Consider the following 24,432-nt stretch of genomic DNA (forward strand, 5'->3'; position numbering starts at 1 on the left):
CGTGGAACGACTATAATGAAGTAAACGAGCATAACGAACAAAACGAACATAACGAGCAAAACGAATGTATTGAGCGCATTCTTAGGGACGAGCTTGTTGAGGATGAACTGACTGCCCCTTACTCAATGAACAGAACAACAAAAACGAACGTAACGAATAGAACGAATGAGTTGATGGCAACGAGTGCGTTTGCCTCAACGAGCGAAACGAACAATTGGTTTTAACACCGTAGTATTCCTCTCACCGAGTGAAACACCCTCACCGAACCAAACGAACGAAACGACCAAAACGAACGAAGCGAACACAACGAGTTAAACGAAGGAAATGACCGACACCAACACCGCACGAATCACCGTGGCGAATCAGAAGGGAGGCGCGGGGAAAACAACCGACGTCATTCATACTGGCGGCGCACTCGCCGCCCGAGGCCACGACGTCCTCCTGGTCGATATCGATTATCACGGCGGGCTCACCTGCTCGCTTGGCTACAACGATCTGTACTACGATACCGACCGTACGACGCTGTTCGACGTCCTCGATTTCGACCAGATGGAGTCGGTGAACGACATCATCGTCGAGCACGAGGAATTCGACATCCTTCCCGCCAGCGAGAAGCTCGCGAACAACAAGAACATCCAGACGCTGCTTGAGGCGCCGAAGAGTCGCGAGCGGTTGGAGATGACTCTCGACGAGCTCGAAAAGGACTACGACTACATTATTGTCGACACGCCGCCATCCCTGAACGTCCTCACTGATAACGCCCTCGTCGCGACGGGCAACGTCGTCATCCCCGTCATTCCCGAGAAGCTCAACGCCAACAGTCTCCAGATTTTCGCAAAGCAGCTGAGTTCCCTCGAACAGGCGTACGGAGACATCAATCGGCTCGCCATCGTCTGTAATCGTGTCGAGCAGAACGCCGAACACCGCGACACCATCGAGGAGATTAAGTCGGCGTACTCCCTCCCGGTGTTCGAGATCCCGAAGCGGACCGACCTCTCTCAGTCGATTGGCGAGGGTGTGTCCGTCTTCGGCTTCGGCAAGGAGAACCAGCGCGTCGAGGATGCACGCGACCTGTTCAACGAGATCGCCGACCTGTTCGACGAGACGTTTGAGAAGACTGCGCCTGAGGAGGTGGAAGCATGAGCGACGGTTGGGGAGATGCCTCCGGTATCGAGGGCAACTACGAAGAGGAGGACGATGAGGCCGATTCCAGCGAAACGAGTGAGATGAGTGAAACGCTGGAAACCAATTCATCGACCGAAACGACCGAATCGACTTCAACGAGTGAAACGAACGAAACGAGCAAAACGAAGACGAACATCAAGGACGAGTGGAACGGGCGAACGATCTACATTCCCGACGATGTCCTCGACGAGATGGAGGATATCTACCTCGAGTCCCAGCTAAAGCTCCGCAAGGCGGGGCAGGACGAGTTCAAGAAGAACCGCCACTTCTACCCGCTACTTGTCCAGTTCGGTGTTGAGGCACTCTCTGAGGCGGATGCCGAGGAAATCCAAGCTCGGCTTTCGGAATTCGGTGATGAATGACCTCGCGCAGAGCGGGGTCCGGGATTTTGTATAGCGATATACAATATATAATTTCCTGTAGTACGGAATTCCGGGGGTAAGAGACTCCAGATGCCGGTATTCTCCTGATGGGGCGAATACAGCAAGTGGTCCTGATTATGCCCGTAATCATGACCACTTTCAAGTACCCCGCCGCTGTCTACGAAGCACGAATGCTGCAACCGCCTCACAACGGCGCTTCCCCCGGGGTAGAGCCGCCAAGACCGGGCTCCGAGTTTGCTCTGGATACCCTCAGCTGAGATCGGGGCGATGGCGAAGAAGATGCTTCGATATAGAACTAATGACCTCAACCTATATTAAGACAAAGCCCGAACGATGTTGTATGACCGAAGACGAATTGAACTCCGAGGGCCTGATGGAACGCCAGACCACGGGTGAAGACCGCGTACGGATGGTTGCTCGGCAGTTGTCGGAGCCGCGGACGGTCAACTGGATCGCTTCCGAAGCGGGCTGGTCACACGAACCAACTAAGCGCGTCCTTGAGCGACTCGTCGACGACGGCATCCTCCACCGTGACAAAAGCGGTACTCACACGACGTATTACCCTGATTACCGCCGTCAAGCGATGCAGGAGGCGATGCGTCTCCGAGATAGCGGACACACTGTCGAGGAGCTTACGGACCGGCTCGCCAATATGAAGACGCAGATTCGCGACTGGGAGGACGAATTCGGCGTTGAATCACCGAATCAGCTTCGTGGGACGCTCGCTGACGAGTCCCTTGACGCTGAGGAGGAAGACCGTCGCCGTAAGATTGCCCGCGAGTGGGAGCACCTTCAACGGCGTATCCAGATCGTTGGCTTCGCCATCCGCGAGTGGGACTTCCTCGCTCCGACGACAGAGCCTGCTGAGGCCAGCAGCTAACGGATGTCTGTCCCGCATCCAGGTGGTGATCCGAACGCGAACCTCTACGCCCAATTGAAGCGAGACGTCCTTGACCGCGTGCCACAGATCACGGCCGTCGAGTACGTTCCGGACGATATCGAGGCCAAGCAGCTGCGGGCGATTTTCGATCCGGCCCGTCTGGATCCCCCGACAGGCCCTGATTCGCCGGAACTGACCGTCAAGTGGTATCGGCAGGACTCTCACGATTGGTTCCGTATCAACTACACCGACCCGAACACGGGCTTTCACGCCGGCTGGCACCAGGATGAGGACCATCCCGATCTCGGACGGGCGCATTTCCAGTACTCAGTCGCCGAGACGGAGGACCGTTGGGGGATTACATTCGAACACGAGACCCCTTCCCTGGTTCTCTGGGAAATCGTCGAAGAGCTCCTCGACGACGTCCGTCCGACCTACCAGTACGCGAACGAGGAACCATGACACCCCGAGAACGCGCCGATCAGTCACTCACGAATTCCTTCGAGCGCTACCTCCAGGACAAAGGGAAAGGCCGCGGTGGGGACGGTGGGAACTACCGACGCAACGCTGCGCGCGAGCTCGAGCGGTTCGCCGAGTGGGCCGCCGGCGACCGCGGCGACGACGACTGGACCGGGATCGTCCCCGACGACGTCGACCGGGAGCCGACCTTCGACGATCTCGATGAACGAGTGTTCCGGGAGTACGCCCGGCATCTTGGTGGAGATCGAGGACTCAAGCAGAATACGGTACAAACCTATTACCGCTATATCTCTGCGTGGTGCGGGTGGTGCGTCAACGAGGGATATCTCGAGGCGCATTACGCGCAGCGGGCGAGTGCGATGGCGCCGCTGCCGGAGGACGACGGCCGCAAGCCCGGTGACCAGCAGGCCTGGACGTCGGAACAACGCCACGCCCTCACCCGCCACGTCGACGAACAGGCCCGCGACGCCGTCGAGGCGTACACGACACTCCCGGAGGATACTGACCCCCTCGACAAGCAGCGAGCACGCTACGCGGCGCTGAAGGCGGCTCGTGACCGCGCTCTCGTGTTCGTCCTCGCGTACACGGCCGTCCGCGTCGGTGAACTCCTCCGGGACCCGAACGACCCGCGCCGGCGCGGCGTCCGCTGGGAGGACCTCTCCCTCGACGACGGGAGTATGGACGTCTACCGGAAGAAACAGCAGTGGGACGCCGCGAGTCTCCCCGACCCGGTGATCTCGCCGCTGCGGAGCTACCGCAAGCTGATGGACCCGCCGACGGACCGCTGGCCGGTGTTTTCGACGTTCGACCAACGGACACTTGCAGGCCTCGTCCAGGATGAGCTAGCCGAACGAGGGGAACGCTCAGAGGCAATTACTGAGCGCCGTGAAGAATACGCTCGCGACCTACTGCTGGCGCTCGATGAGGATATTCGACCGCCGTCGATTACGACGGACGGCGCACGGTCGATTCTCCAACGGCTCTCGGATGACGCAGAGATCGACATCGACCATCCGAAACACGACTATCTCGCCCCTCACGGTGGTCGACGTGGGATGGGTGAGGTGCTTGTCCGCGCGTTTGGATACACGGTGGCGGCCCGATATCTCGATAACTCCGAAGAGATGGTCCGGGAACGGTACTCACACATCGAGGCGGGGGAGCTCGGTGACGTGGCTACCGAAGCACTAGAACAGATCGATTGACGCAAGCGTTTATACGGGAGCAGAACCTAGATTCGGTTGATCAATGAGTCTTGACCAAGCGGTTGACGAAGCGCTCGCGACATACAATATGTCGCGGAGCGAAGAGGCCGAGGAAGCGGGCCGAACAGTCGCTACGCTCCAAGACTGAAAAGGCCACTTAGTCAAGATCCCGGATCTTTTCCGCGAATTCTGCTTTCGAGAGTCCTGGCGTCTCTTTTAGCTCCGGATAGCTGGCACGTTCGACAGCCTCCTCAACGAACGTTACCCAGAGATCTTCGTGCTTCTCCGCGTAGACGATTTTCGCCTCACTCGGGTACATATCCAGCTCGTATTCAGTCAGGTCGATTTCGACTGCGTGTTTTCGCTCAAGTGTTCTCGCGCCGAAGCTATACAGGTGCTTAAAGAGGACGTTCTTCCGTCGAACGGTCAACAGCCGCTTCGATTCGTTGATGTACTCGTTCACCCATTCTCGCCAGTCGTAGGAATTTGAGTCGGTTTCTACTGAGGTTTCCGGCATGGCGAAGTCCGGATTCAGGCGCCGGAGGTAGAACTGAATCAGCGCAACAGCGGTTCGATGGTTGGCATTCGGAAGCGCGTGTTTGAGGATCAGGTTCGAGGCGAGTTGATCAGCTACGTCTGTCGCTGATCCTTCCCACGACGTCCGACCGAGAACATCCGGCAGCGCATCGATGTCGATATTCTTGTACGCCTCGACAGGCACTCCCTCCTCTTCTTCGTTCTGAGCGAGAAGTGCGCGATAAATCTCGAGGAGACGAACGACGATGGTGCTGTTGTCGGCACTCATCTCTGAGAGCGACTCTTTCAGGTTAAAGTCAATCTCCTTCACGGGTCCACCGCCGATGCGGGACGTGTAGATGACGTAGAATGGTTCGTCGAGGTCGTATTCTAGGAGCTTTATCGCGACATCATCGTCGTAGCTGACGATCTGCGAGACGATTTCGTCGGGATCTGGATGGACGAAGTCAAGAGAGAACTGCTTGTCGCCGGGGTGGTGGTAGTAGACGTGGCCCATCTGCGTGCGTATTACTACTCATCTGTACTTATTAATCAAGCTCACGAGCGAGACTCTCATCAAAGATTTGGTGAACTACCATTAAACTCCACTGGAGGTGCCGAAGCGAACAGCCTGAACAGCAGGCGATGCCCGTGAATTCACTGGCCAGATTTATACCATATAATGACTGATGTAGATCTATGGCAGTTAGAGTCACCTGCGTTACGAAAGACGACTCTCACTTAGATGGCTGTGAATGTATTACTACCATTGGGTGGAAGAACCCTTCATCCGGTAAAACAGGCTCTTCGTCTCCCCAGCAAATGTATGACTTCATTGAGAATGATGGTGGCCGAGCATATGTAGAGTATGATGGTGATACAGCTGATCTAGTAGCTGTTGATGGTGAAACCAAGAAACACGTACGGACTGAACCCGGAACACCTGACAAAAACCTACTTGATCAACCGTCCTGCTGAGTGATCAGAAAGATTGGTTCCGCTAGCTTTTCTAGATCCAATGAATACTACCATATCACTAAGAACCTCTGAGCTGTAATGTGACGATATCCCGCGTGAGAAACTTCGAACCTTTATATGGCGGACAAGAGAACTCCGGGATGGAATGTCTGACCTAATCGTCAAAGCAGCCGTGAAGGAAGCACTGTCGGATCACAACGTCTCGGCCGATTTCTACGACGCCCTCAACGAGGAGGTCGCCGAACTCCTCGACGACGCCGCCGAGCGTGCCGAATCGAACGACAGGAAGACGGTCCAGCCCCGCGACCTGTAGCTCCGGATTTCGCGAGGTCGACACAGAGATCTCGGACGACGTCGAGCGAATCAAGACGCTGATCGAGCAGCTGGAAACCGGTGAGGTTTCGATGTCGGATGGAGAGGAGATTTTCAAGAGGGACAAGACCGACTTGCGAAGCTCCGCGAACTCGTCGTCGATAGAGATGGTGAGATCATAGAGTTAGAATGACGAGTTCGCTCACGAAGACTTAACCAACGAAACCCAATATCTCACCTGTACTGTTGGTTAAGATGGATTCGGTGCCGTCTCCGGGCCAAATTCCCCCGATCTATTCACAGATTAGTAACATTCTCCATATCCAGAAAATATTTATTCTCACCCGAATTTTCCGTCAATATGTACCACGACTCCGTTGGTGCATACCCATACTCGCACGTATGATAACTCGGTCAGTCACCATCGAAGACATCGATGACCTGTACCTGATGTGGAACGACCACATCAACGCTTCCGCCCTCTATCGCCGCGCCCTTCGCAAGGAAATGGAAGTCCGCGACGTCGACCCCGACGACCTTCGTGACCTCTTCGAACGGGCTCGCGAGCAGGGCTACACGAAAGAAGAAATCGTCGACGAGACCAATCGGTACGCCGATCTGAAGGCACTCGTCGAAGACGCAGAGGAATAACTCGCAATGTCACAGGACAGTACACCCTCCGAGACGTCTGAGAATCGCACTGACAGTCAGTCCACGGCAGTGAGCAAAGTCTCCAGACAAGCCGTCCTTACAGTTGCGCTGTTGAGTCTGTTCGCTGTCCAGCCCGTCGCAGCGCAGACCAGCGCTGTCTGCAGCGCGGACAACCTGCCGAGCATGATTGAAGGCTTCTTCCAGCTGACCACCGGACTCGGCATCGTCGGCCTTGCCGTGGTCTGGCAGGCCGACTCCCTCATCGAGATGTTCACCCTGAACCCTGAGCAAAAGAAGGGCCTCAAGCGCCACAAGCGCTCGGCGATGAAGTCCGCCGTCGTCCTCGTTGTTCTCGGCCCGCTGTACACCGTTGCGGGGTCGATGATGGGGCTACCGCTGGCACAGTGCGTCGACCTCGTCCCCTGGTAAGTCACTCTACCATCCCCGTCGCGAGCCCCATGGAACAACGAGAGCTCTCCGTGCTCATGGCCGCCCTGTTCGTGACGAGCCTAGTCACGGGTGTCGTCGCAGCCGATCCACCACGCCCGGGTACTGAGGGGAACGGCCTTTCTGAGAACGAGTCAGCGACGCTCTGGTCTCGCGATGCGGATAACTATATCAGTCAAGAAGAGTACCGCCAGCGCTACGGAGAGGACCGTACGTCCGTCCACCAGCTCGCGAACGGGACAGATATCACGTTCAAGCAACCGCCCGCAACCGCCGCAACGTGGACTCGAAACGATTTCGGTGACCTCGAAGCCGGTGGGTCAGATACGTCAGTTCATCCGCCTCACGCATCCCTCGAAGACGGTGTGTTCATCGAAGACGCCCATGCGACCGTGTTCGCGGTTCAGCCATCGACTCGGGGCCACCTCGAGTCCGGTGAAACACCGCTCTACATCGCACCGAATGGGACGATGCGCGGGTTCGTCGATTACCGCGTCCGTGTTCCAAACGGGAGTTCCTCTGAGAACAGAACCGTCGATTGGTCGCTTATGAATCACGAGATCGAGGAAGTTCGGCTACAGAAAGACGGGGAGACCATCGCGAGGACTGATGGGTCGCACACGCCGGCCATCGACTACCAGATCACCGACGATTGGAGTGCAACCCTCGCCCTCGAAGCAGAGATTCACGTCCGGCTGAAGAAGACGATACGGACCGACGTGGGCGGCGGAACCAACGTCGACGTCGTCTACCGTGAGGAGACGCGAAACGTCTCGGATTCAGTCGATGTCGAGATATATGACCTCTCTGCGTACCCCTACTACGCCGAGTACCCCAACGGCGATGCTGGCGTGGCTATCTTCCAGTCTCGTCCGTGGCAAGGGTACACACTCACCGACGAGGGGAACGCGAGCGTACGCGGTGTCTGGCGGTTTTACACGGCCCGCAACACCAACTGGGATACGCTCGTCAGGTCGAACCGAACCGACAGCGCCGAAGTCGAGTCCGATGCGATCCCCGTGTACGTCCACGCGTATCCGTCCCGAATCGGACCACGAGCTGAGCCCGTCCGGGACGGCCCCAAAATCATCGACACCTGGGGAACGGAACGCCCCTCCCCGCTGGAGACTATCGGCGAGAACGTCAACGTCGAGATCGTAAATCAGTCCTACGAGACGACGTACGGTGTCGCCGTCCGCGCCGAGAACGTCGACAGAGAGGCACTCCACGTCGCAGGCATCGTTCGCGGTGTGAACGCGTCTATCGTCGAGCCCGACGCCGGTTCCGAGCGGCAGCTTCGTCGTAGCAACCTCTCAGTCCAGGTTCTCCAGCAAAACGAATCACAGGCGACGCTTCGGATTGAGCTACGTGACAACCAGACTGGCGCACCGATCGTCCTCAACGATAGCGCCCGCCGGTATCCTATCGGCGGCACCTCACGTGATGGCTACATCACCATCGCCAATCGGGAGGTCGAAACCAACGCCTCTGGCATAGCCATCGTGACGATCACTGAACCCGGTATCTACACCGCCCGGTATCATCCGGGGTCGTGGCTCGGACACAATCCGGCCTACGTGAGTGATACGGCGATCGCCCGGTGGCATCCACTCGGAACCATCGACGGCTGGTTCGCGTTCATCTTCGAGGTCGGCTGGCAGTTCATTCCCTTCTTCGTAATGTTCTACGCGGGACGCCGTCTCCTCCGGATGCTCGGCCCAGAAGACATCTTCCAACAAGATCCATAGCCCATGACACAGAATTACCCACACATCAGTAGGCGAAACGCCCTCCGAACAGTCGCAGGCGCCGCGCTTGTGAGCGTGGCTGGCTGTCTGAACAACGGTGATAGCTCCGGAACTCCCGGTGACGGGACAACCGATTCAGAGAGCAAGGGGCCACTCAAGCGAGTCGCTGTCGACGGGACGACACTCGTCGTCGAGCTCTCGCCCGAAGCCAACGTCGACCAGGTCAACCTCATCCAACCTAATGGAGAGCTGTTCAGAAAGCGTGACGTGGCCGCAGGGGCCCAACAGGTATCGTACGAGATCGGAACCACGTACGAGCCCGGAGAGTACCGCGTGGTCGCTCTGAAAGGTGAGGAGACAGTCGTAGAAATTACGAGGAGTATCGAACCGGCAATCCAGATTCGAGACGTTGGACTCTACCGAAACAATCCTGACAAGCCATGGGATGAGGTCTACGGTGAAAGCAAAACTGACTCGAAGAAGAATGGAGAGGCATTTGTTACTATTCAGAACTCCGGGAACGGACCAGATGCGGTCGTTGAGCTCCGGTTTACTGGAGATGTCCCTAACCCTGTCGAAGATCCCCGCGGAAGTGGAATCTATGAAAAAGACAGCGTTGTGATTCCAGCAGGTGAGACAGTAGATCTCTTCAGTGATTCATTCCCATTCGGTTCGGAAATTGGTGACGAGGGTATGGGCTGTTCGACTGATGGAAACAGTGGGAAGTTCACGGTCGGGTTAGAAACTCGAGTCATTGGCCAAGAAGTCACAAAATCGTACAATGTAGAGTACACTGACTCTGACGAAATGCAAAACTGCGAAATCACAATCAGTGAGGCTTGATCATGGTTGATCTAATCGACGTTGTCTTAGAGGGGTTCAAAGACGTCGTTGACTGGATTATCGGCCTCTTCATGGATGGCCTGACGACGGGATACAACAAGCTCACCGAGGAGATGTTTGGGACCCCCACTCCTCAGACGGATGGAGCATTCGTCTTCGGGGAACCGACGAACGCACCCTGGTCAACGATTCAGGATGCACTCGTCGGTGGCGAAATAATGCTCATCGCGTTGCTGCTGCTCGTGATGAGCGTACAAGGGCGTCATACCATCCGAATATTCAATATCGGTAGTGCATACGAAGCGAGGAAAACAAAGAAAACTGCGTGGGTTGGTGCGTTTCTGATTATTGTCTGGTATTGGGTCGGTGTCCTCACGCTCTACATTGTTGATGGATTCTCGATTGCTCTGATGCCCGGTATGGCTTCGCTTCGTAACGCTATGTTGGGATTCCTCAGCGTGACGCTGACCAATCCTGGGTTATCGCTGTTGTTTGCGCTGATCGGAGGCATCTCAATGTGGGCACTAGAGGCCCTGTTTTACATCCGTGAGATTCTCCTCTATGTCTATCTCTACGGAATGCCGATTGCGATCGCCCTTGGGTATGGAAATATACCAATTGTCTCTGATATCGCCATGGGGTTCTGCAAGCGGTTTGTCCCCCTTGCCGTCCTACCACTACCAGCATCGATAGTATTCAAAGGCTATGACCTGATATACGGTGGCGGGACGCTCACTCCTGAGACTGCCTTTCTCAAGTTCCTAGTTGCTGCTTCTCTACCACTGGTTGCGCTCTACATTACCTGGAAGACGTTCAAGTACGCGACTCCGTTGACTGCCAAGGTCGTAGGTGGTGCGACGAAGGGAGCTGCCCTCGTCGGCGGTGTCGCAGCCGGTGCGTATGTCGGCGGTGCTGGCGTCGCGACGACGGCAGCACGATGGGGGCCAAAAGCCGCTGCTGGTCACGCTGTCGCACAGAAAGCAGCTGCTCGAGGGGGTCACAGCGGCGGGGACAGCGCCCCTCCATCATACCGCCGGACTGAGAACGATCCAAGCGGAGCAACGGCAGAGGCATCGAGTACTGATCGTGGAATGGAGTTTGATCGAGGAATCCACTAACAATGTCGATGGATCAAGACGCAGCCGCACGGCGCATCATGGACCAGTTCGGCGAAGAGAGTCGCATCCCCTACCTCAACATTGAGGAGGGCGACGTCGGCGTGCTCATCGCCTTCCCGATCATCGGCCTGTTCATCGCTGGCCTCACTGGTATCGAGTCACTCGCCCTCCCGTTCGTAGCAGGAGGATTCGGGTTTGGCGTTGCCATCATCTACGTCTCTCCCGACCACCTGAACGCGTGGACGTGGACGAAGGACGTCTATCGCTACGCCAAGCGACCGCGAGTTACGTTCAGTGCCCCAGAGGAGCCCAAGAGTGACACGAACGAGACAGAGCGGAATGAAGGCGGTCTCGCGAACTACACGCCGTTCAAGCCGGACGAGCGAACGCAGGACCTCACGAACGTCAAGCGAGCATGGCCCGGTGCTGGAGCGATTCAACGTGCGGATGGAACGATGGAAGCATTCATCGAGATCGATCCGGGGAACATGGACTTCGCCATGTCTGACGACTGGGCTCAGCTCCAGGAGGCGGGCGAAGAGTTCGCCAACAAGGAACTTGATTCGAAGCTCAAACTCCACGCCACAACCCGATCATTTCCGGTAGAGCAAATCACCGAGACAATCGAGGAGCGGCTCAACGACGAGGACGTCAAACAGAACTCGATCTTTCGGGAACTCCTCGAGGAGTACCGCGAGACGCGTCCCAAAGAGATGCGTGACCGGGGCATCCAGCAGGTCCGCTACTACATCGGCGTCGAGGTCACGCCGCTCGAAGTCTACGATAGATACCGAGACGAAGGGACACCCGCCGAGAAACTGACGCAGTTCCCCGTCATTGGGTTCCTGTTCAACCCATTCGTGACTCGTCGTGAGGACCTCACGGATGTCGAGCGGCGGGTTCAGATGTTCGAGAAGCTGGACAGCCGCGTCAACGACGTTCGCGCCGAGTTCATCCAGCAGGCGTCCGGGTGGTCTGCTCGCCGGCTCAGTACGGTCGAACTGTTCGTTCTGAATATGGACTTCTGGAACGGTCGCGAGCACGACTACGACGAGGCAGAGCGTGTTGTTCGCGAGCAACCGATCATCGGCCACTCGCGCCGGGAGGATGAGACCAATGCGTAGCGTTGTCCTGCAGGCGGGTGGCGGGACCTTCACCCAACTCACAGAGTGGCTACGGAACCCAACGTCACCCGAGGGTGCGGCGATTTACCTTCTGTTGGTTGTAGTCCTCGGCGTCGTCGGGAAACTCCTCTGGGACTGGCACACCGCCGACGACGAACCCGAAGTCGATTTCTCGGACGTCCTCGACGAGGAGACACTCGAAGAGGGTCACGCGGAAGGCCAGCTCCTCGACGACATCTCTGAGTCCCACAAAACGGTGACTGCGCCAGCAGCCATCGAGTGGGAGACACGATCCGCACGCGTCGGCGAGCAGTGGACGACGACGCTGTACATCGCGGACTACGCCGATTACCCGAACGACGGGTATCTGAGCGATCTCTTCGAGTTGACCGACGTCGAGTTCGACCTCACAGCGCACATCACCCCGAAGAACCAGCAGCGAGCGCGGAACGAATTACAGGACATCGCTGACGACCTCCAGGTCGACGCCGATCTTGAACAGAGCGTCCGCAGCGCGTACCTCCAAGAGCGAGCGAACGAAGCCGCTGCGACGTACAAGGCCGTCGAGAGTGGGGCAAACGTCTTCGACCAGGGGATGTTCGTCACGGTTCGAGCTGACGACAAGGACGACCTCAGGGACTCAGTCCAGAAGGTCAAGAGTGCGCTCCGCGACGACCCCGCAAACCTCACGCCGAAGACTGCGATCTGTCGGCAGGACCTCGCGCTGCAGTCGGCTGCCCCCATTGGAAACAACGTATTCGGGCGCGAATCTATCGCCCTCGGTGGGGCCGTTGGAGCGCTCCTTTCGTCGCCACATAACGCGACCATCCTCGAAGAGGGCGGGGTCGAGTTCGGGATTCACAAGGACAACCAGAGCCCCGTCGTCATCGACCCGTTCGCCCGTGACAACGGGTATGCGATGTTCACCGTCGGCGATACTGGGTCTGGGAAGTCGTTCGGGTCGAAACAGAACTTCATCCGCTCTATCGAGCAGAGTAAGGACCGCATCGGCATCATTCTCGAACCGCTCAACAACTGGGCAGGCGTTTCTGAAGCACTCGGAGCGAAACGCATCACCGTCGGTGGGACACTCGGGCTGAATCCCCTGGAGATTCGCCAGACACCTGACCACGTCCAGCGAGCGATGGGTGAGGACGCGAGCCCGTTCAACGAGAAGCTTGACGACGCGATGAGCTTCTTGACGAACTTCTTCGCACTGCGGGGTATCTCGCTCGGCGACCGTCGGACGACGCTCGAACTCGGCCTCAAGCGCGCCTACAAGCGCAACGACATCACCGACGATATCTCGACGCACAGCAACCCCAGCCCGACCATCCGGGATATGATGGACGTCTTCGAGGACATGGTCGACGACCCCGAGGAGTTCGTCGTTCGTTCCGACGAGGAGGCCGGGAAGATTCGCGAGGACGCGACGTGGCTTCTGGACCAGCTTCGCCCCTTCGAGGAGGAGGGTCGCCACGCTAATCTCGGGAAGTCCTCAGAGTTCGACATTCGCGACGAGAAAGTCATCTACCTCGATCTCGCCCAGCAGGAAGGCAGCGTCGACAGCAGTACAGCACTGACGATGCAGTTGCTCATCTCGCTCGTCTACGAGCGGGCGAAAGAGACGGACAAGGAGGTCGTGTTCGTTATCGACGAGGCGCGGTACATCATGCAGGACGCTGCGAGTCTGGCGTTCCTCGAGACGGTATTCCGACATCACCGTCACCACGATCTCTCGATTCGTCTCGTTACCCAGACCGTCGACGAGTTCTTCGAGCACGCCGAGTCCGAAGCCATCCTAGACCAGTGTGCCGTCAAGCAGTTCCACCGCCTGGATGGAATGGACGACCAATGGGCCGACGAGTTCGGCTTGAACTACGCCCAGATGCGCTACGTGCAGGACGCGGTCCCCGGCAACGAGGACGCTGGGTTCTCTGAGGCGCTCGTCGGCGTTGACGGAGAATGGCGCGGCATCAAGGTTGAGGCGATGCCCAAGGAGAAGCAAGTTATTGACTTCGACCCGACCGAGCAGCGGCGGTCTTCACTTCCCGGCGCTGGCAAGGAAGCAGTCGATACAGACGTTCTGGAGTTCCGTGAGGAGCTGGAAGAGCAGGTGACGAACGGACAGTCGAAAGAGTCGGAAACCGTCTCTGCCAAACCTGACGGCGGATCGATGGAGGGGGAGGACGATGCGTGAGTATCTCCGAGTCACGCCCACATCCGAAGGCCTAGATCCCGAGGGAATTCCTCGAGTCCTCGAAAGCCTACATAAACTGACGACCACGGAGTCAACGGGACTCGCACAGAAGCTGAACCCACTCAACAGTGACACACCGCTCCGATTCGAGTTTCTCGCACTGAGTGAGGGAGCAGACGACCCTGTCGAGTTCTTTTACGGCGCCGACGAGCATTTCGACACACTCGAAAAACGGCTCCGTTCGATTTATCCCGAGACATTCGATATCGAACGCGTCGATGTCGACGTCGCCTCTCGGCTCATCCAGCCAGTCGAATTCACACGAGCAGAGTTCCTCGAACACTACGAGGCGGGGCAACTACAGTACGAGTTTGGTCCTGACGAACAGCACGAGCTTGTCGATGAAGACCGTAGCCAAGACCAGACACCAGCGGCCGAAGCATCCCCCTTTGCAGATGGCGGCGCAGCGGTCGAGTCATCTGCTGGTCACTTCGTTGAGGTTGGTGATACCGCCCTTGAGCTGGCACCACCGAGCGAAATACCGGACGAGCAGCCGCTGACGACGCTCGAAAAGCCAACCGAGACGGACGAGGGAACGATACTCGCTCGGCCAACCATCGACGCAACCTCGCCAGTTGGCGTGCGCTGGTCCGGTTCGACCACCCGGAAGAACGACTGGATGACGTCATTGACGCCCTTCGCCTCTGGCGATGGCGACGACGCCTTAGTGGCTGTCGACCAGCCCGGCGCGACGCTCGCGTCACTCGTCGACCACTTGATGGAGGCGGCTTCACCTGTGGCGTTTCAGGTTGTGTTCCAGCGACGAGCGAGCTGGCAGTCCGACGCTGAGGTCCGAAAAGAGGATCTCGTCGACGGGCGGGACACCTTCTTCCAGGAAGTCGTTGGATCCTTCCTCGAGGTCGAAGACCAGCGGAGCGATCACGACGAGAAGCAGCTCAGCGAGTCAGTCGAAAAACGCATTGAGTATATCGACGCGAAGAATCCCAAGCGGTCGTTCACTGCTAACATCCGAGCAGTTGGCGTTCCGACAGGGGATGAGGCTCGCGACGAACTCGCGGCCCAGATGGACTCGCTTCGCCCTGTGTTCGACCCAGTGGACGGGCCCTATTACGAAGTCGAAGGAAAACGACTCCGGGCAGACGGTTTTCGTGAAAAGACGAAAGAGAAGAACGCCCAGACAGCCCTCCGACAGTTGCTAGATCGAGAGATTACGACCGGCCGAGGGAAGACCCGACCGGATTTCGTCCTCAGTGGGACGGAACTCGCAAACTTCGTGCTCGTGCCATCCTCCGAGCAACTCACCGTTGAGGGGACGCGAGGAACTCGAGCTGAGCAGCAGAGCCGGAACCCGCTTCCGTGGCCCAATCCAGATTTGGTTCAGCAGTTCCAAGAGGGCATGGCTATCGGCTACGCGCTCGACGAGAATGGCGAGCCGCGACCGGACCCGATCCGGGTTCCGCCGGATTTGCTGACGACGCACTACGGCCGGTTCGCATCGACTGGCGGCGGGAAATCGAAAGCGATCATCAACGACGCGCTCTCGCTCCGCGAGACGACCGGCGGACCCGTCGTGATCGTCGACCCGAAAGGCGATGGGATGTGTGCGAACTACCTTCGCTGCCACTACGAACGTTTCAACGGATTGGACGACGTCTACCAGTTCCGCGTCCCAGAGACTGTCCCAGCGTTCTCCTTCTTCGACATTCGTCCCGCACTTGAAGCCGGTCGTCCCCGCGAGGACGCGATTCAGGACAAGGTCGACCACTTCCACGACATCCTGCGGATGATTATGGGCCGCGAGCAGTATGGCCAGGCGTTTGTCGCGAACGAGATCCTCAGCTACCTCATCAAGGCACTCTTCGACGAGGAGTATGGGAGCGACGTCTTCGGTCTGGACGACCTTTTCGCGGCAGCTCTCCGGATGCAACGAGAGCGAACTGTCCCACCGGTTTCGGCGGACAACAGGAACGTCGAGGAGTCACTCACGCGGCACTTCGCGAAGGACGACCACCGGTTCCAGGTGTCGATGGACGCCGTCGGAAATCGTCTGGACAAACTCAGAGAAGACGCGCACCTGCGACGGATCTTCAGTCACGTTCCCGAGCAGAACGACGCCGGCGAGTACGTCGACAATCGCTTCGACTTCCGCGAGTTCCTCGACGAAGATGCCACGATTCTGTTCGACTTGGGCGATCTGCGTCCCGAGGCACAACGGGCAATCACACTCCTCCTGTTGAGTAATCTCTGGGACGCCGTCCAGGTGCGCCGACGTGATGGAAAGACAGACTACGAGAACCTCACCAATCTCATCATCGAGGAGGCCGCCCCCGTGGCCTCGACAAAACTCGTCTCCGAGCAACTGCTTCCACAGGGACGGTCATTCGGCCTGAGCATGGGACTTGTGATGCAGTTCCCCGGCCAGGTTCGAAATCGAAACGAGCGCGCCTACGACGAGGTCCTCAACAACATCAAGACGAAGCTCATTGGGAACATCTCTATCGAGCGCGACCTCGCCGAGTCGTTGGCCCACGAAGACCTGAGTCCGACTGACCTTCGAAATCGAGTAAACACGCTCCCCAGCGGAGAGTGGATTGCTCAACTCCCGAGCCCCTCGTTTGGGAAGACAGGGCCTGCTCCGTTCTCGGTGAAGCCGCTCCCGATAGCAGCGGGCCATCCAGAAAGCGACGAGCCGCTCTCTGTCGAACAGGAGGACCACTTCGAGTCCGTGGCTCTTCCACGGCTGTCCGAGCGGACACAGACCCAGTACGGGCTTGCTGAGGCCACTAGCGAATCAGAGTCCGGAGACACCGAGGGATGGGGAAGTAGACCGACGGATGAACGGTCGACATCCGAAGAATCGGCTAGCCCTGTGGACACGACGCAGTCGTCGTTCATCGGACAGGCAACCAGCGGTTCAGCAGCCGACGAAGAGAACGAAGGAAACGAACGAAACGAAGGGAACGAAGGGGAAGACAGGGACAGCACCAACCCACTCTTTGGAGCTCCTGAGTCAACTGAGTCAGAAGAGCTAGTCGGTGAAGAAGAGGAGACAGTTGTCGACGAGAACGGATCGTCACCAGTACAGGCTGGTGGTGTAACCGTCCCGGATGACGAGCTTCGACGGCGCGGGCTTACTCACGACGACATCCGCTTCCTGACCCGCATCCTCGACGTCATGAATGGTGACGCACCGGATCATGGACTCTTGGATTCAATGAGTGCGTTCAAGAACGACTTTGACAACCTCGACGTGCAACGGCTCGTCGATCAAGACCTGCTGGAGGAAGGACGAGCGTGCGGTCGGAAGTACTACACCGTACTCCCGGCGGGGCGAGAACTGCTCGGCCAGAAACTCAAGGTCGGTCCTGGTCAGGGAGATGTCGGGGAGAAGACGCCGCACAAGGTTGGTGTGAAGCTGCTTGAACTGTGGTTAGACTCCCACGAAGACGTCGCACAGGTCGAATCCTACTATGAGTACGATGAGGAGACGGTGTTCGATGTTGTCGGTCTCGATGCTGACGGAGACCTCGTGTGGGTCGGTGAAGCTGAACTCGCGAGTAACAACAAACACGCGCCGGTCGGCGACTACGACAAGCAGAGTGCGGTGGATGCGAACGCTGTCTGGGCGTTCAACAGACGCGAGACTGCCGTCGAGGTGCTGGACTGTCTTTCTGAGGCTGATCGAATTGAGAGCAGTGTGAGCGGGCGTGCGGCCCGGTCGTTTTCGGACATTCGAGAGGCCGTTGAATCATTCGACGCAGCGGGCCTAACGACGATTCGGAGCTTCAACAAACTCGACCAAGAGTTCAACAAATGAGTTGGCGACAAGCGACTCGGGAGGAGATCTACAGGTACTACGCCGATGAGTTCCCCTCATACCTCGACGAGCTCCCGTCGTTCATCACAGCGAAGGGACCGAAACAGTACGCACTCGCGTTTCGGGAACCCCACCCAGTACGGAAAGAGGGAGTTCCAGACAAGGACTTCATTCGGCGAGATACGTGGCAGACGAATACCGCCGGTGAGCGCACCACGGCAACGTTCCACGACTTCGACGACGTCCTCGAGTTCATTCGGCATCCAGCACGGAATGATCCACTTGGTCGGAGTAACTTCGCGCTCGCAGATCCCGACCTGCTCGACAAACCAGACCCGTGTCCTGATGCAGTCTATTACGCGCTGGATCACTGGGAGCGGCCTTGGGTCCTCCTCGTCGACATCGATGCGAAAGATATCGCCAGGAACCGAGCAGCGGATACAGTCTCGGAGGACGTCGACGACCGGGATGACGATGCGTGCCTCAACACCGCAGGGATTCTCGACGCCGCTCCCGAAGGGTATCCGTATGCCTTTGAGGATATCGAACGGGCCATCGAGTACGGCTTCGAGCTGCGGGACATTTTCGAGGACGACTTCAACGCCGAGGAGACGATGGTGGTATACAGTGGTCAAGGCGTTCACGTCTATCTCCTCGATACGGACCCTGCCCATCGGTACGACGCCAAGAGTCGAGAAGTGCTGAACGACCTTCTGCAAGACACCTACGAGATCCCTATCGACCCAGTAGTTACCGCCGACCGTCGTCGAGTCGCCCGACTACCCTACTCGTTGCATGCAGACGTCTGCAGTATCGTCACGCCGATAGAGAGCCCGAGCTTTGACGTTCAGTCTGCAACACCGGAGGTGCTCAAGGGATGACCCGGTCGACGCCTGTTAAGGAGGAGCGTACCGCCTATCGCGTTGCGACCCTCCCCCTCGAATACGGCACGACACGCATCAACCAGCTGTTCACGCGGGGCTACAATCGCTATATCGTCGACGGCGAAGACCAACCAGACGATCTGTTGAATGACCTCGAGCGGTTCGGGACAGCGGCGTTCAAAGAAGACGTCAGGGCCAATGCCGCAGAGGAGCCCTTCGTCGACGAGCCCGGAACTCTCGCCGTCCTCGCGACGTTGAGCGCGATCTGTGTCAAGGCTCACCCGAAGTTCGAGCACGCCCCACCACGAAAGGTGCAGGTCCTCTACGATATTCGCGAGCTCTATGTCAACAACCTCGCGTCTCTCCTGCGAGAATTCGGTGACGGGAGTCTTCAACAGGATATTGCAGAGGTGTTGTACGCGAAAGACCCCGGAGAGGATGGTCCGCACCCTGGTCGCGTTTGTACAGGGATCAAGGAGATTCCCGAATTCCGTGAGGGGTTGTATCTCGAAATCCCGATGGCTGCGGCGTCAAGGGACTGTCTCGTTCACGCCGACACCGAGCCAGGAGAGACCGGAGAACTACTCACTCGCATCAAGGACAACTGCCTCTACATACCGGTCGGTGATTTCGACACGAAGTATCGCGAGTACGCCAGACGTGCGTTCAAGAAGCTCCTGCGAGTCCAAGAGGAGAACCTCTCAGAGGACCAGCTCACGTGGCTAACGACGAATGAGTCGGCCATCACAGAGCGCATCGACCGCTTCATCGAGACGGGGCACCACGAACGAATCTGGCGAGATTGGAACCCCGGTGAGCGGACCATCCGTGTGCTCCGGGACGCGATTCGAGACGTTCCAGATGAGGTCGTCTCACTGGGGGAGTTCCACTCGGCGAAGGAGCTGTTTGAAGCAGTAGAGGCGTACGACCCAGAAGCGGACTGGAAGCGAGACGTGTGTAATCGTATCTCCAGTCCTCGGAGTCTTGGGAATCTCCTTGCATCTCAACGCGACCACCGGAATCTCACTATCCGACAGCACGGAAATACGAACCACTACCGGATTCAGGAGTCTTCGCGTGGCGTCCAGCCTCTTGATGTTGAGTCGATCGAAGATCTGTTCGAACTCCCCTGTATGGCGAACATGGCCGAACGCCTCTACGAAAAGAAGCCAGTCCGAAAGGATCTGTACAGCTTTGCTCGGATGGTGATGTGGCTGCCCCAGTACCAGGACAATGACCTCGAGACCATTGTCACAGATCTCAAGGATGTCTTCTCACGGTGGCCGTGGTACGACGAGCAGGTCACCGATTACCAGATTCGCTACGAGTTCTCGAATACGATTGGGGGCGACACCCCGCTTCCGATGAACTGCGACAACGACGATATGCAGCGGTACTGCATCGGACAGGAGCAGTGCCCCTACTCGATCTGGGGGAGCCTTCCCTTCCCAGATGCGATGTACGACCAACTGGATGAGGCCGAATCTACCGGCGAAGAGTTCTAGCTCTGCTGGGAACCAATTGGATGCGATCAAAGCGGCTCTGTTGGAATCCTCAATCACTGACGGTTCGTTGAGGCCGTGCTGAATTGAGTGCGTGAGTTGGTCAAGCAATGTTCCTGGCCTCAGTGTTACGTACAGAGGATGCTGGAACACTCTCAGGTACCGCATTGGTGATCCCACTGTTTAGGTCAAGATGCACCTAGTACCGAACCCTGGGCCGAGAGATCAGGCGTCCGGGCACAGTGGCGTCAGGAGTACGGTCCGAACAGTCACAGACCTTTACACCTGGGAGCCAACAGTACGGACAATGGCTACTGAGGCGACGTTCACGGTTCCGTCAGACCAGTTCCCCTTGGGGACAGTGTTCACCCAACTGCCGAACGTGACGGTCACGCTGGAGCGACTTATCCCTGCACAGGACGTGGTGATCCCGTACTTCTGGGTGCGGGGAACCGAAGTCGACGACATCGAGAGCGCGTTCACCGAGCACCCCGGCGTGCAGGCGATTCGGCTCGTTGACTCTGTCGGGGACGAGTATCTGTTACGCGTCGAGTGGGCGTTAGATTACGACGACGTGCTCACCATCCTGGCTGAGACAGAGGTTCCACTAATCGAGGCCACCGGGACACACCAACAGTGGACGTTCGAGGTCCGCGGTGACGACCGAAGCGACGTCGCAGACTTTCAACGACGCTGTCGAGAGCTAGACATCCCGATCACGTTGACGGAGCTGCACGCACTGACGCCGGTTGAGACGGGGACCGAAGCCGCCCTCACTGACACGCAGCAAGAGGCGCTGGTGCTTGCCTACGAGCGTGGGTACTTCGAATCCCCCCGCGAGGTCACGTTGGAAGAACTCGGCAAGGAACTCGGCATCTCACAGCAGGCCGTCGGCTCCCGCCTCCGCGGGGGGATCAAGCACGTCCTCGGGAGCACGCTCTCCGCCCTGACAGCCCGCCCCTGATTGGATACTTAAAATAGGTTTGTACCTGAAAAGGGTAGTGTGATTGCCGTCGGACGCCTGCCTTAGTACTATGGTTGGGACTTCTACCGCCTTCGACTCGGTGCTCGACCTGTGTCAACACCAGCACCGCCGAATCGTTCTTGGAACGCTCGCAGAAGAACAGCGGTCGTTAACACTCGACGACCTTACGAAGGCTATCCTCAAGTACAATCATCAGACGCCACTGACAGAGGCGTCCGAAGACGTACTAACAAAAATTCGCCTCTCGTTGTATCATGTCCACCTCCCAAAGTTGGCCGCGGAAGGACTCATCGACTACGATTCAGAACGCCACCTCGTGGAACCGACCGAGCAATTAGATCAGGTGCAGCCGACCCTGTCAACGATTCTTGATGCCGATTCCTCGCTCGAAGCACCGATAGAACTGTAATGCCGATCAACCACTCACATTCCTCGTTCAAACCCCGACAGCGGTGAAATAGAGGGATACTACAGATGGCAAAACAGCGTGACGGTCAACTCACCCGAACGGTCGCCAAGTGCGATACCTGTGGGTCGATCTACGTGGCTAAGATAAGCTCCGACGGATCGTTCTATTTGGATGGGCTGTCGGAGTGTCCCTGTGGCGATGAAGAACTCATATTACCCGCCTCGTCCCCTGGCAGTATCGATCAGTGAATGTCCCGTTGGGTGCCAGAAGGTCCGAACCGGTGTGGCTGAACGTATCCTCTCTTTGCGGCATGCAGTTCGTGACAGATACTGGGTAGATAACTGACTGCTATGTTAGGTTGTTCACCTACAGACTAGGTCTCATGATAGCCGTACACGGTCGATTTTAGCGACATTCGAATTCCTAACGTACTCAATAATGCAGTCCTCGCAAACGGGTGCCCGGTAGATCTTCCCACTCTCGTATGTAACTTTCGTGACTTTCCCATCCTCACTTTGACAGTCGGTACATTCGATTGTTGATTGAAGGGAGAGAAACGGATTCTCATGTTCTACAGAACGGTTCATGGTTTCACTACATGCTACAGTGACTTTACCTTGTTGTGATTATCTGGGTTACAGAGCTGACACTCTATCCTTCTGAACTGGTGTTGCGTCTATTATCTATACTAAGCGAATCAAGGGAATTAACTTATTGGCGGCTCCCGTACCGTTCTTGCCTATGGCTTCGGACGAACTTGACCCGGTTGACAAAGGTATCCTGTATCTCTTGCAGGAAGATGCCCGGAATAACACGACGAGCGCCATCGGGGAACAGGTCGGCGTCTCGTCCAGTACGGTCGCCAATCGCATCAAGAAGCTCGAAGAGGGCGGCATTATCACGGGATACCACCCGACGATTGACTACGAGCAAACGGGGATGGGCCATCACCTGCTCGTCATCGGGACGGTTCCAATTGACGACCAAGAGGAGATTGTTGACGACCTCGTTAGTGTTCCGGGTGTAGTGAGTGTCAGTGAGTTATTAACCAATAACGCAAACCTCTCAATTGAGTTGGTCGGGCAGAACAAGCAAGAAATTGAGAAAAGCATCGGTGAGATGAGCGAGTTGGGCGTCGATATTGAGCGCATGGATTTGCTGAAGCGGGTTCGAGCGTTCCCTTACAATCACTTCGGAAAGGAATTCACGAACGAGGACGACGCTGGATAATTCCCCGGCACTATTTAAGTCTCTGTGGATTTTATCAAATCCTCGACATACTTATCCGATGCGCTAGCCTAGTCGTTTCTAATGAGTCAGGTTCAGACCATCGAGACGGATAGTCGGAGTGTGAGTCAGGCAGTAATAGATGTAATAGCTGCCGTTGAGGGTACTCCACCTACGGAATTAACGCCGCCACTGTACGACGTAGTTGACCCCGAGGCGTTGGACAACGTGTTCGCTGGGAAGGCATCGCTGGGTAAGGTGGTGTTCAACTACAACAGTTACGAGGTTAGTGTGGAGGCCGATGGCTATGTGGCCGTCACGGACCACACTCGATAGCTACCGTCAGCAAGAAACTTACGGCGCTACCTCATCGACCTACCGGTTCCCCTCGGCGAATCTCGTCCCAGGTCTCGTCGAACTGGACCCCGTTCTTCACGACGCGTTCGTCTCTGTCCCGGGTGAGGATGCCCTTCGTCTCTAATTCCGAAAGGGAGGGGCGGGATCGGAGGCGGAGTCTCGCCACGTCCTCGTTGGCAGATGGGGGTTCGTCTTCGAATAGTGTGCGTGGACGCATTACGTACTTGGGTTCGTCGCTATTGCGCCCTTGAGGAGACTCCCAACAGTTAGCCGGTCTATTTCCTGTAGTCATCACTTTGTTCGTGCAGTCTGGCAAGGGACCCGCTGCCTGGCTACGTCGCCGGGTCCGCCAGGGGGAGCAGCCCCGAGGAGATTATCCGGCGAAGGAGGACGACGATACCGTTCTCCAGGCCGTTGGCGAAGATCGCCTGCTCGTGTGAGCCGTCGTAGTGGCCGTCCGGATAGAAGGAACTGACCAACAACGTCATGCGGTCGACCAACAGCAAGCGGCTGATGGCAACCTCGTCGTCGCTCGCCGGCCCCAAGAGCCAGTTCAGGTCGGTTTCGAACACCTTCACGGATGGCAGTTCGGTACCGAGCTTGGCGATGATCGCATCCGTTTCGCCACCGATAATCACGTCGACGCCGCGGTCGACCGCGTCGTGGAGCCGCTCGTACAACGCCTCCGTCAAAAGTTCCTCCTCGACGACCAACAATACGATCTCCGAGTCGGCGTCCTCCAGCAGCGTGTGTGTCCGGGACTCGATGCCATCGTGGCCTGACAGCGTCCAAACCTCCTGCATTCGGTCGCTGTCGTCAACCTCCGGCTGGAGATCGAGCGCTTCCAGGTGTGACTGAAGGGTGTCGATCCGCGTGTCGTACTGCTGACGGAGAGTCGCTACAGCCTCCTCGATACTGACCGCGCGAAACTGCTGGGGACTGGAGTGTTGCACTTCGACTAGCCCCTTTGACTCCAGCACTCGGACGGCGTCGTACACCCGGGTCCGAGGAACCTCGGAGGTCTCGCTGATTTCCTTGGCGGTCCCTTTCGAGAGTTGGGTCAATGCCAGGAAACTCCGCGCCTCGTACTCCTTCAGCCCGAGCTCCTGTAACAGACTCACCGTCTCGGATTTACGTTGTCGATCTGTCATTGGTTGGTC

24 protein-coding genes are annotated in these 24,432 nt (G+C 57.5%); 21 read left to right on the forward strand and 3 right to left on the reverse strand.

Translation table 11 applies throughout. From position 1 onward, the window contains the following. Positions 1-324 precede the first annotated feature (324 nt). From LAQ74_RS19610 to LAQ74_RS19630, 5 genes are all read left to right on the forward strand, one after another. Positions 325-1,143 carry a ParA family protein gene (locus LAQ74_RS19610; RefSeq protein ID WP_137711726.1) on the forward strand — a complete coding sequence of 273 codons (819 nt, stop codon included), beginning with the start codon at positions 325-327 and terminating at the stop codon, positions 1,141-1,143. Next, positions 1,140-1,547, forward strand: a complete 408-nt coding sequence (locus LAQ74_RS19615; RefSeq protein WP_224338364.1) for a DUF8160 family protein — start codon at positions 1,140-1,142, stop codon at positions 1,545-1,547. The genes LAQ74_RS19610 and LAQ74_RS19615 overlap by 4 nt, the downstream gene beginning before the upstream one ends. Positions 1,548-1,866: 319 nt before the next feature. Beyond that, positions 1,867-2,448 carry a BlaI/MecI/CopY family transcriptional regulator gene (locus LAQ74_RS19620; protein ID WP_224338367.1) on the forward strand — a complete coding sequence of 194 codons (582 nt, stop codon included), beginning with the start codon at positions 1,867-1,869 and terminating at the stop codon, positions 2,446-2,448. A 3-nt stretch (positions 2,449-2,451) separates the two neighbouring features. Beyond that, positions 2,452-2,910: a hypothetical protein gene (locus LAQ74_RS19625; protein WP_224338368.1), complete on the forward strand. Its 459-nt coding sequence runs from the start codon at positions 2,452-2,454 to the stop codon at positions 2,908-2,910. Beyond that, a complete protein-coding gene (locus LAQ74_RS19630) occupies positions 2,907-4,133 on the forward strand; it encodes a phage integrase SAM-like domain-containing protein (protein ID WP_224338370.1) in 1,227 nt (408 codons plus the stop codon). Before LAQ74_RS19625 ends, LAQ74_RS19630 begins: the two co-directional genes overlap by 4 nt. A gap of 157 nt (positions 4,134-4,290) precedes the next feature. On the opposite strand, the gene LAQ74_RS19635 is transcribed toward LAQ74_RS19630, so the two are convergent. Beyond that, positions 4,291-5,166: a DUF8172 family protein gene (locus tag LAQ74_RS19635; protein ID WP_224338371.1), complete on the reverse strand. Its 876-nt coding sequence runs from the start codon at positions 5,164-5,166 to the stop codon at positions 4,291-4,293. Positions 5,167-5,348: 182 nt separating this feature from the next. On the opposite strand from LAQ74_RS19635, the gene LAQ74_RS19640 reads away from it, so the two are divergent. From LAQ74_RS19640 to LAQ74_RS19715, 16 genes are all read left to right on the forward strand, one after another. Next, positions 5,349-5,627 (forward strand): hypothetical protein, encoded by a 279-nt coding sequence (locus LAQ74_RS19640; RefSeq protein ID WP_224338373.1) that lies wholly within the window; start codon positions 5,349-5,351, stop codon positions 5,625-5,627. Positions 5,628-5,772: 145 nt separating this feature from the next. Then, positions 5,773-5,940, forward strand: coding sequence for a DUF1931 domain-containing protein (locus LAQ74_RS19645; protein ID WP_224338375.1), 168 nt, complete (start codon positions 5,773-5,775; stop codon positions 5,938-5,940). A gap of 401 nt (positions 5,941-6,341) precedes the next feature. Beyond that, a complete protein-coding gene (locus LAQ74_RS19650) occupies positions 6,342-6,590 on the forward strand; it encodes a hypothetical protein (protein WP_224338377.1) in 249 nt (82 codons plus the stop codon). Between the two features lie 6 nt (positions 6,591-6,596). After that, a complete protein-coding gene (locus LAQ74_RS19655; protein ID WP_224338379.1) occupies positions 6,597-7,019 on the forward strand; it encodes a DUF7985 family protein in 423 nt (140 codons plus the stop codon). A gap of 29 nt (positions 7,020-7,048) precedes the next feature. After that, complete coding sequence (locus LAQ74_RS19660; RefSeq protein WP_224338380.1) at positions 7,049-8,785, forward strand: DUF8186 domain-containing protein; 1,737 nt, start codon at positions 7,049-7,051, stop codon at positions 8,783-8,785. A 3-nt stretch (positions 8,786-8,788) separates the two neighbouring features. Beyond that, entirely contained in the window at positions 8,789-9,628 is an 840-nt protein-coding gene (locus LAQ74_RS19665) for a hypothetical protein (protein WP_224338382.1), read from the forward strand. A 2-nt stretch (positions 9,629-9,630) separates the two neighbouring features. After that, positions 9,631-10,746, forward strand: a complete 1,116-nt coding sequence (locus tag LAQ74_RS19670; protein WP_224338384.1) for a TrbL/VirB6 family protein — start codon at positions 9,631-9,633, stop codon at positions 10,744-10,746. A gap of 2 nt (positions 10,747-10,748) precedes the next feature. Next, a complete protein-coding gene (locus LAQ74_RS19675; protein ID WP_224338385.1) occupies positions 10,749-11,870 on the forward strand; it encodes a TraC-like domain-containing protein in 1,122 nt (373 codons plus the stop codon). Further along, a complete protein-coding gene (locus LAQ74_RS19680) occupies positions 11,863-14,070 on the forward strand; it encodes a VirB4 family type IV secretion system protein (protein WP_224338387.1) in 2,208 nt (735 codons plus the stop codon). Before LAQ74_RS19675 ends, LAQ74_RS19680 begins: the two co-directional genes overlap by 8 nt. Continuing rightward, complete coding sequence (locus tag LAQ74_RS19685; RefSeq protein WP_224338389.1) at positions 14,063-17,908, forward strand: ATP-binding protein; 3,846 nt, start codon at positions 14,063-14,065, stop codon at positions 17,906-17,908. The genes LAQ74_RS19680 and LAQ74_RS19685 overlap by 8 nt, the downstream gene beginning before the upstream one ends. After that, entirely contained in the window at positions 17,905-18,789 is an 885-nt protein-coding gene (locus LAQ74_RS19690; protein ID WP_224338390.1) for a bifunctional DNA primase/polymerase, read from the forward strand. Before LAQ74_RS19685 ends, LAQ74_RS19690 begins: the two co-directional genes overlap by 4 nt. Then, complete coding sequence (locus LAQ74_RS19695) at positions 18,786-20,297, forward strand: primase-associated protein (protein ID WP_224338392.1); 1,512 nt, start codon at positions 18,786-18,788, stop codon at positions 20,295-20,297. The genes LAQ74_RS19690 and LAQ74_RS19695 overlap by 4 nt, the downstream gene beginning before the upstream one ends. Positions 20,298-20,601: 304 nt before the next feature. After that, entirely contained in the window at positions 20,602-21,258 is a 657-nt protein-coding gene (locus LAQ74_RS19700; protein WP_224338393.1) for a helix-turn-helix domain-containing protein, read from the forward strand. Between the two features lie 70 nt (positions 21,259-21,328). Continuing rightward, positions 21,329-21,688, forward strand: coding sequence for a DUF7344 domain-containing protein (locus tag LAQ74_RS19705; RefSeq protein ID WP_224338395.1), 360 nt, complete (start codon positions 21,329-21,331; stop codon positions 21,686-21,688). A gap of 741 nt (positions 21,689-22,429) precedes the next feature. Continuing rightward, positions 22,430-22,918 (forward strand): Lrp/AsnC family transcriptional regulator, encoded by a 489-nt coding sequence (locus tag LAQ74_RS19710; protein ID WP_224338397.1) that lies wholly within the window; start codon positions 22,430-22,432, stop codon positions 22,916-22,918. Positions 22,919-22,999: 81 nt separating this feature from the next. Beyond that, the gene (locus LAQ74_RS19715) at positions 23,000-23,251 is read left to right on the forward strand and encodes a HalOD1 output domain-containing protein (protein WP_224338399.1); all 252 of its coding nucleotides are present in this window, start codon (positions 23,000-23,002) and stop codon (positions 23,249-23,251) included. Between the two features lie 31 nt (positions 23,252-23,282). Here the strand turns inward: LAQ74_RS19715 and LAQ74_RS19720 are convergent, their stop codons facing one another. Both LAQ74_RS19720 and LAQ74_RS19725 read right to left on the reverse strand, forming a co-directional pair. Further along, positions 23,283-23,489, reverse strand: coding sequence for a hypothetical protein (locus LAQ74_RS19720; protein WP_224338401.1), 207 nt, complete (start codon positions 23,487-23,489; stop codon positions 23,283-23,285). 115 nt (positions 23,490-23,604) lie between these two features. Beyond that, positions 23,605-24,423, reverse strand: coding sequence for a TrmB family transcriptional regulator (locus LAQ74_RS19725; RefSeq protein ID WP_224338403.1), 819 nt, complete (start codon positions 24,421-24,423; stop codon positions 23,605-23,607). Positions 24,424-24,432: the final 9 nt, after the last annotated feature.

The organism is Haloprofundus halobius (assembly GCF_020097835.1).
In the GTDB taxonomy this organism is placed as follows: Archaea; Halobacteriota; Halobacteria; order Halobacteriales; family Haloferacaceae; genus Haloprofundus; species Haloprofundus halobius.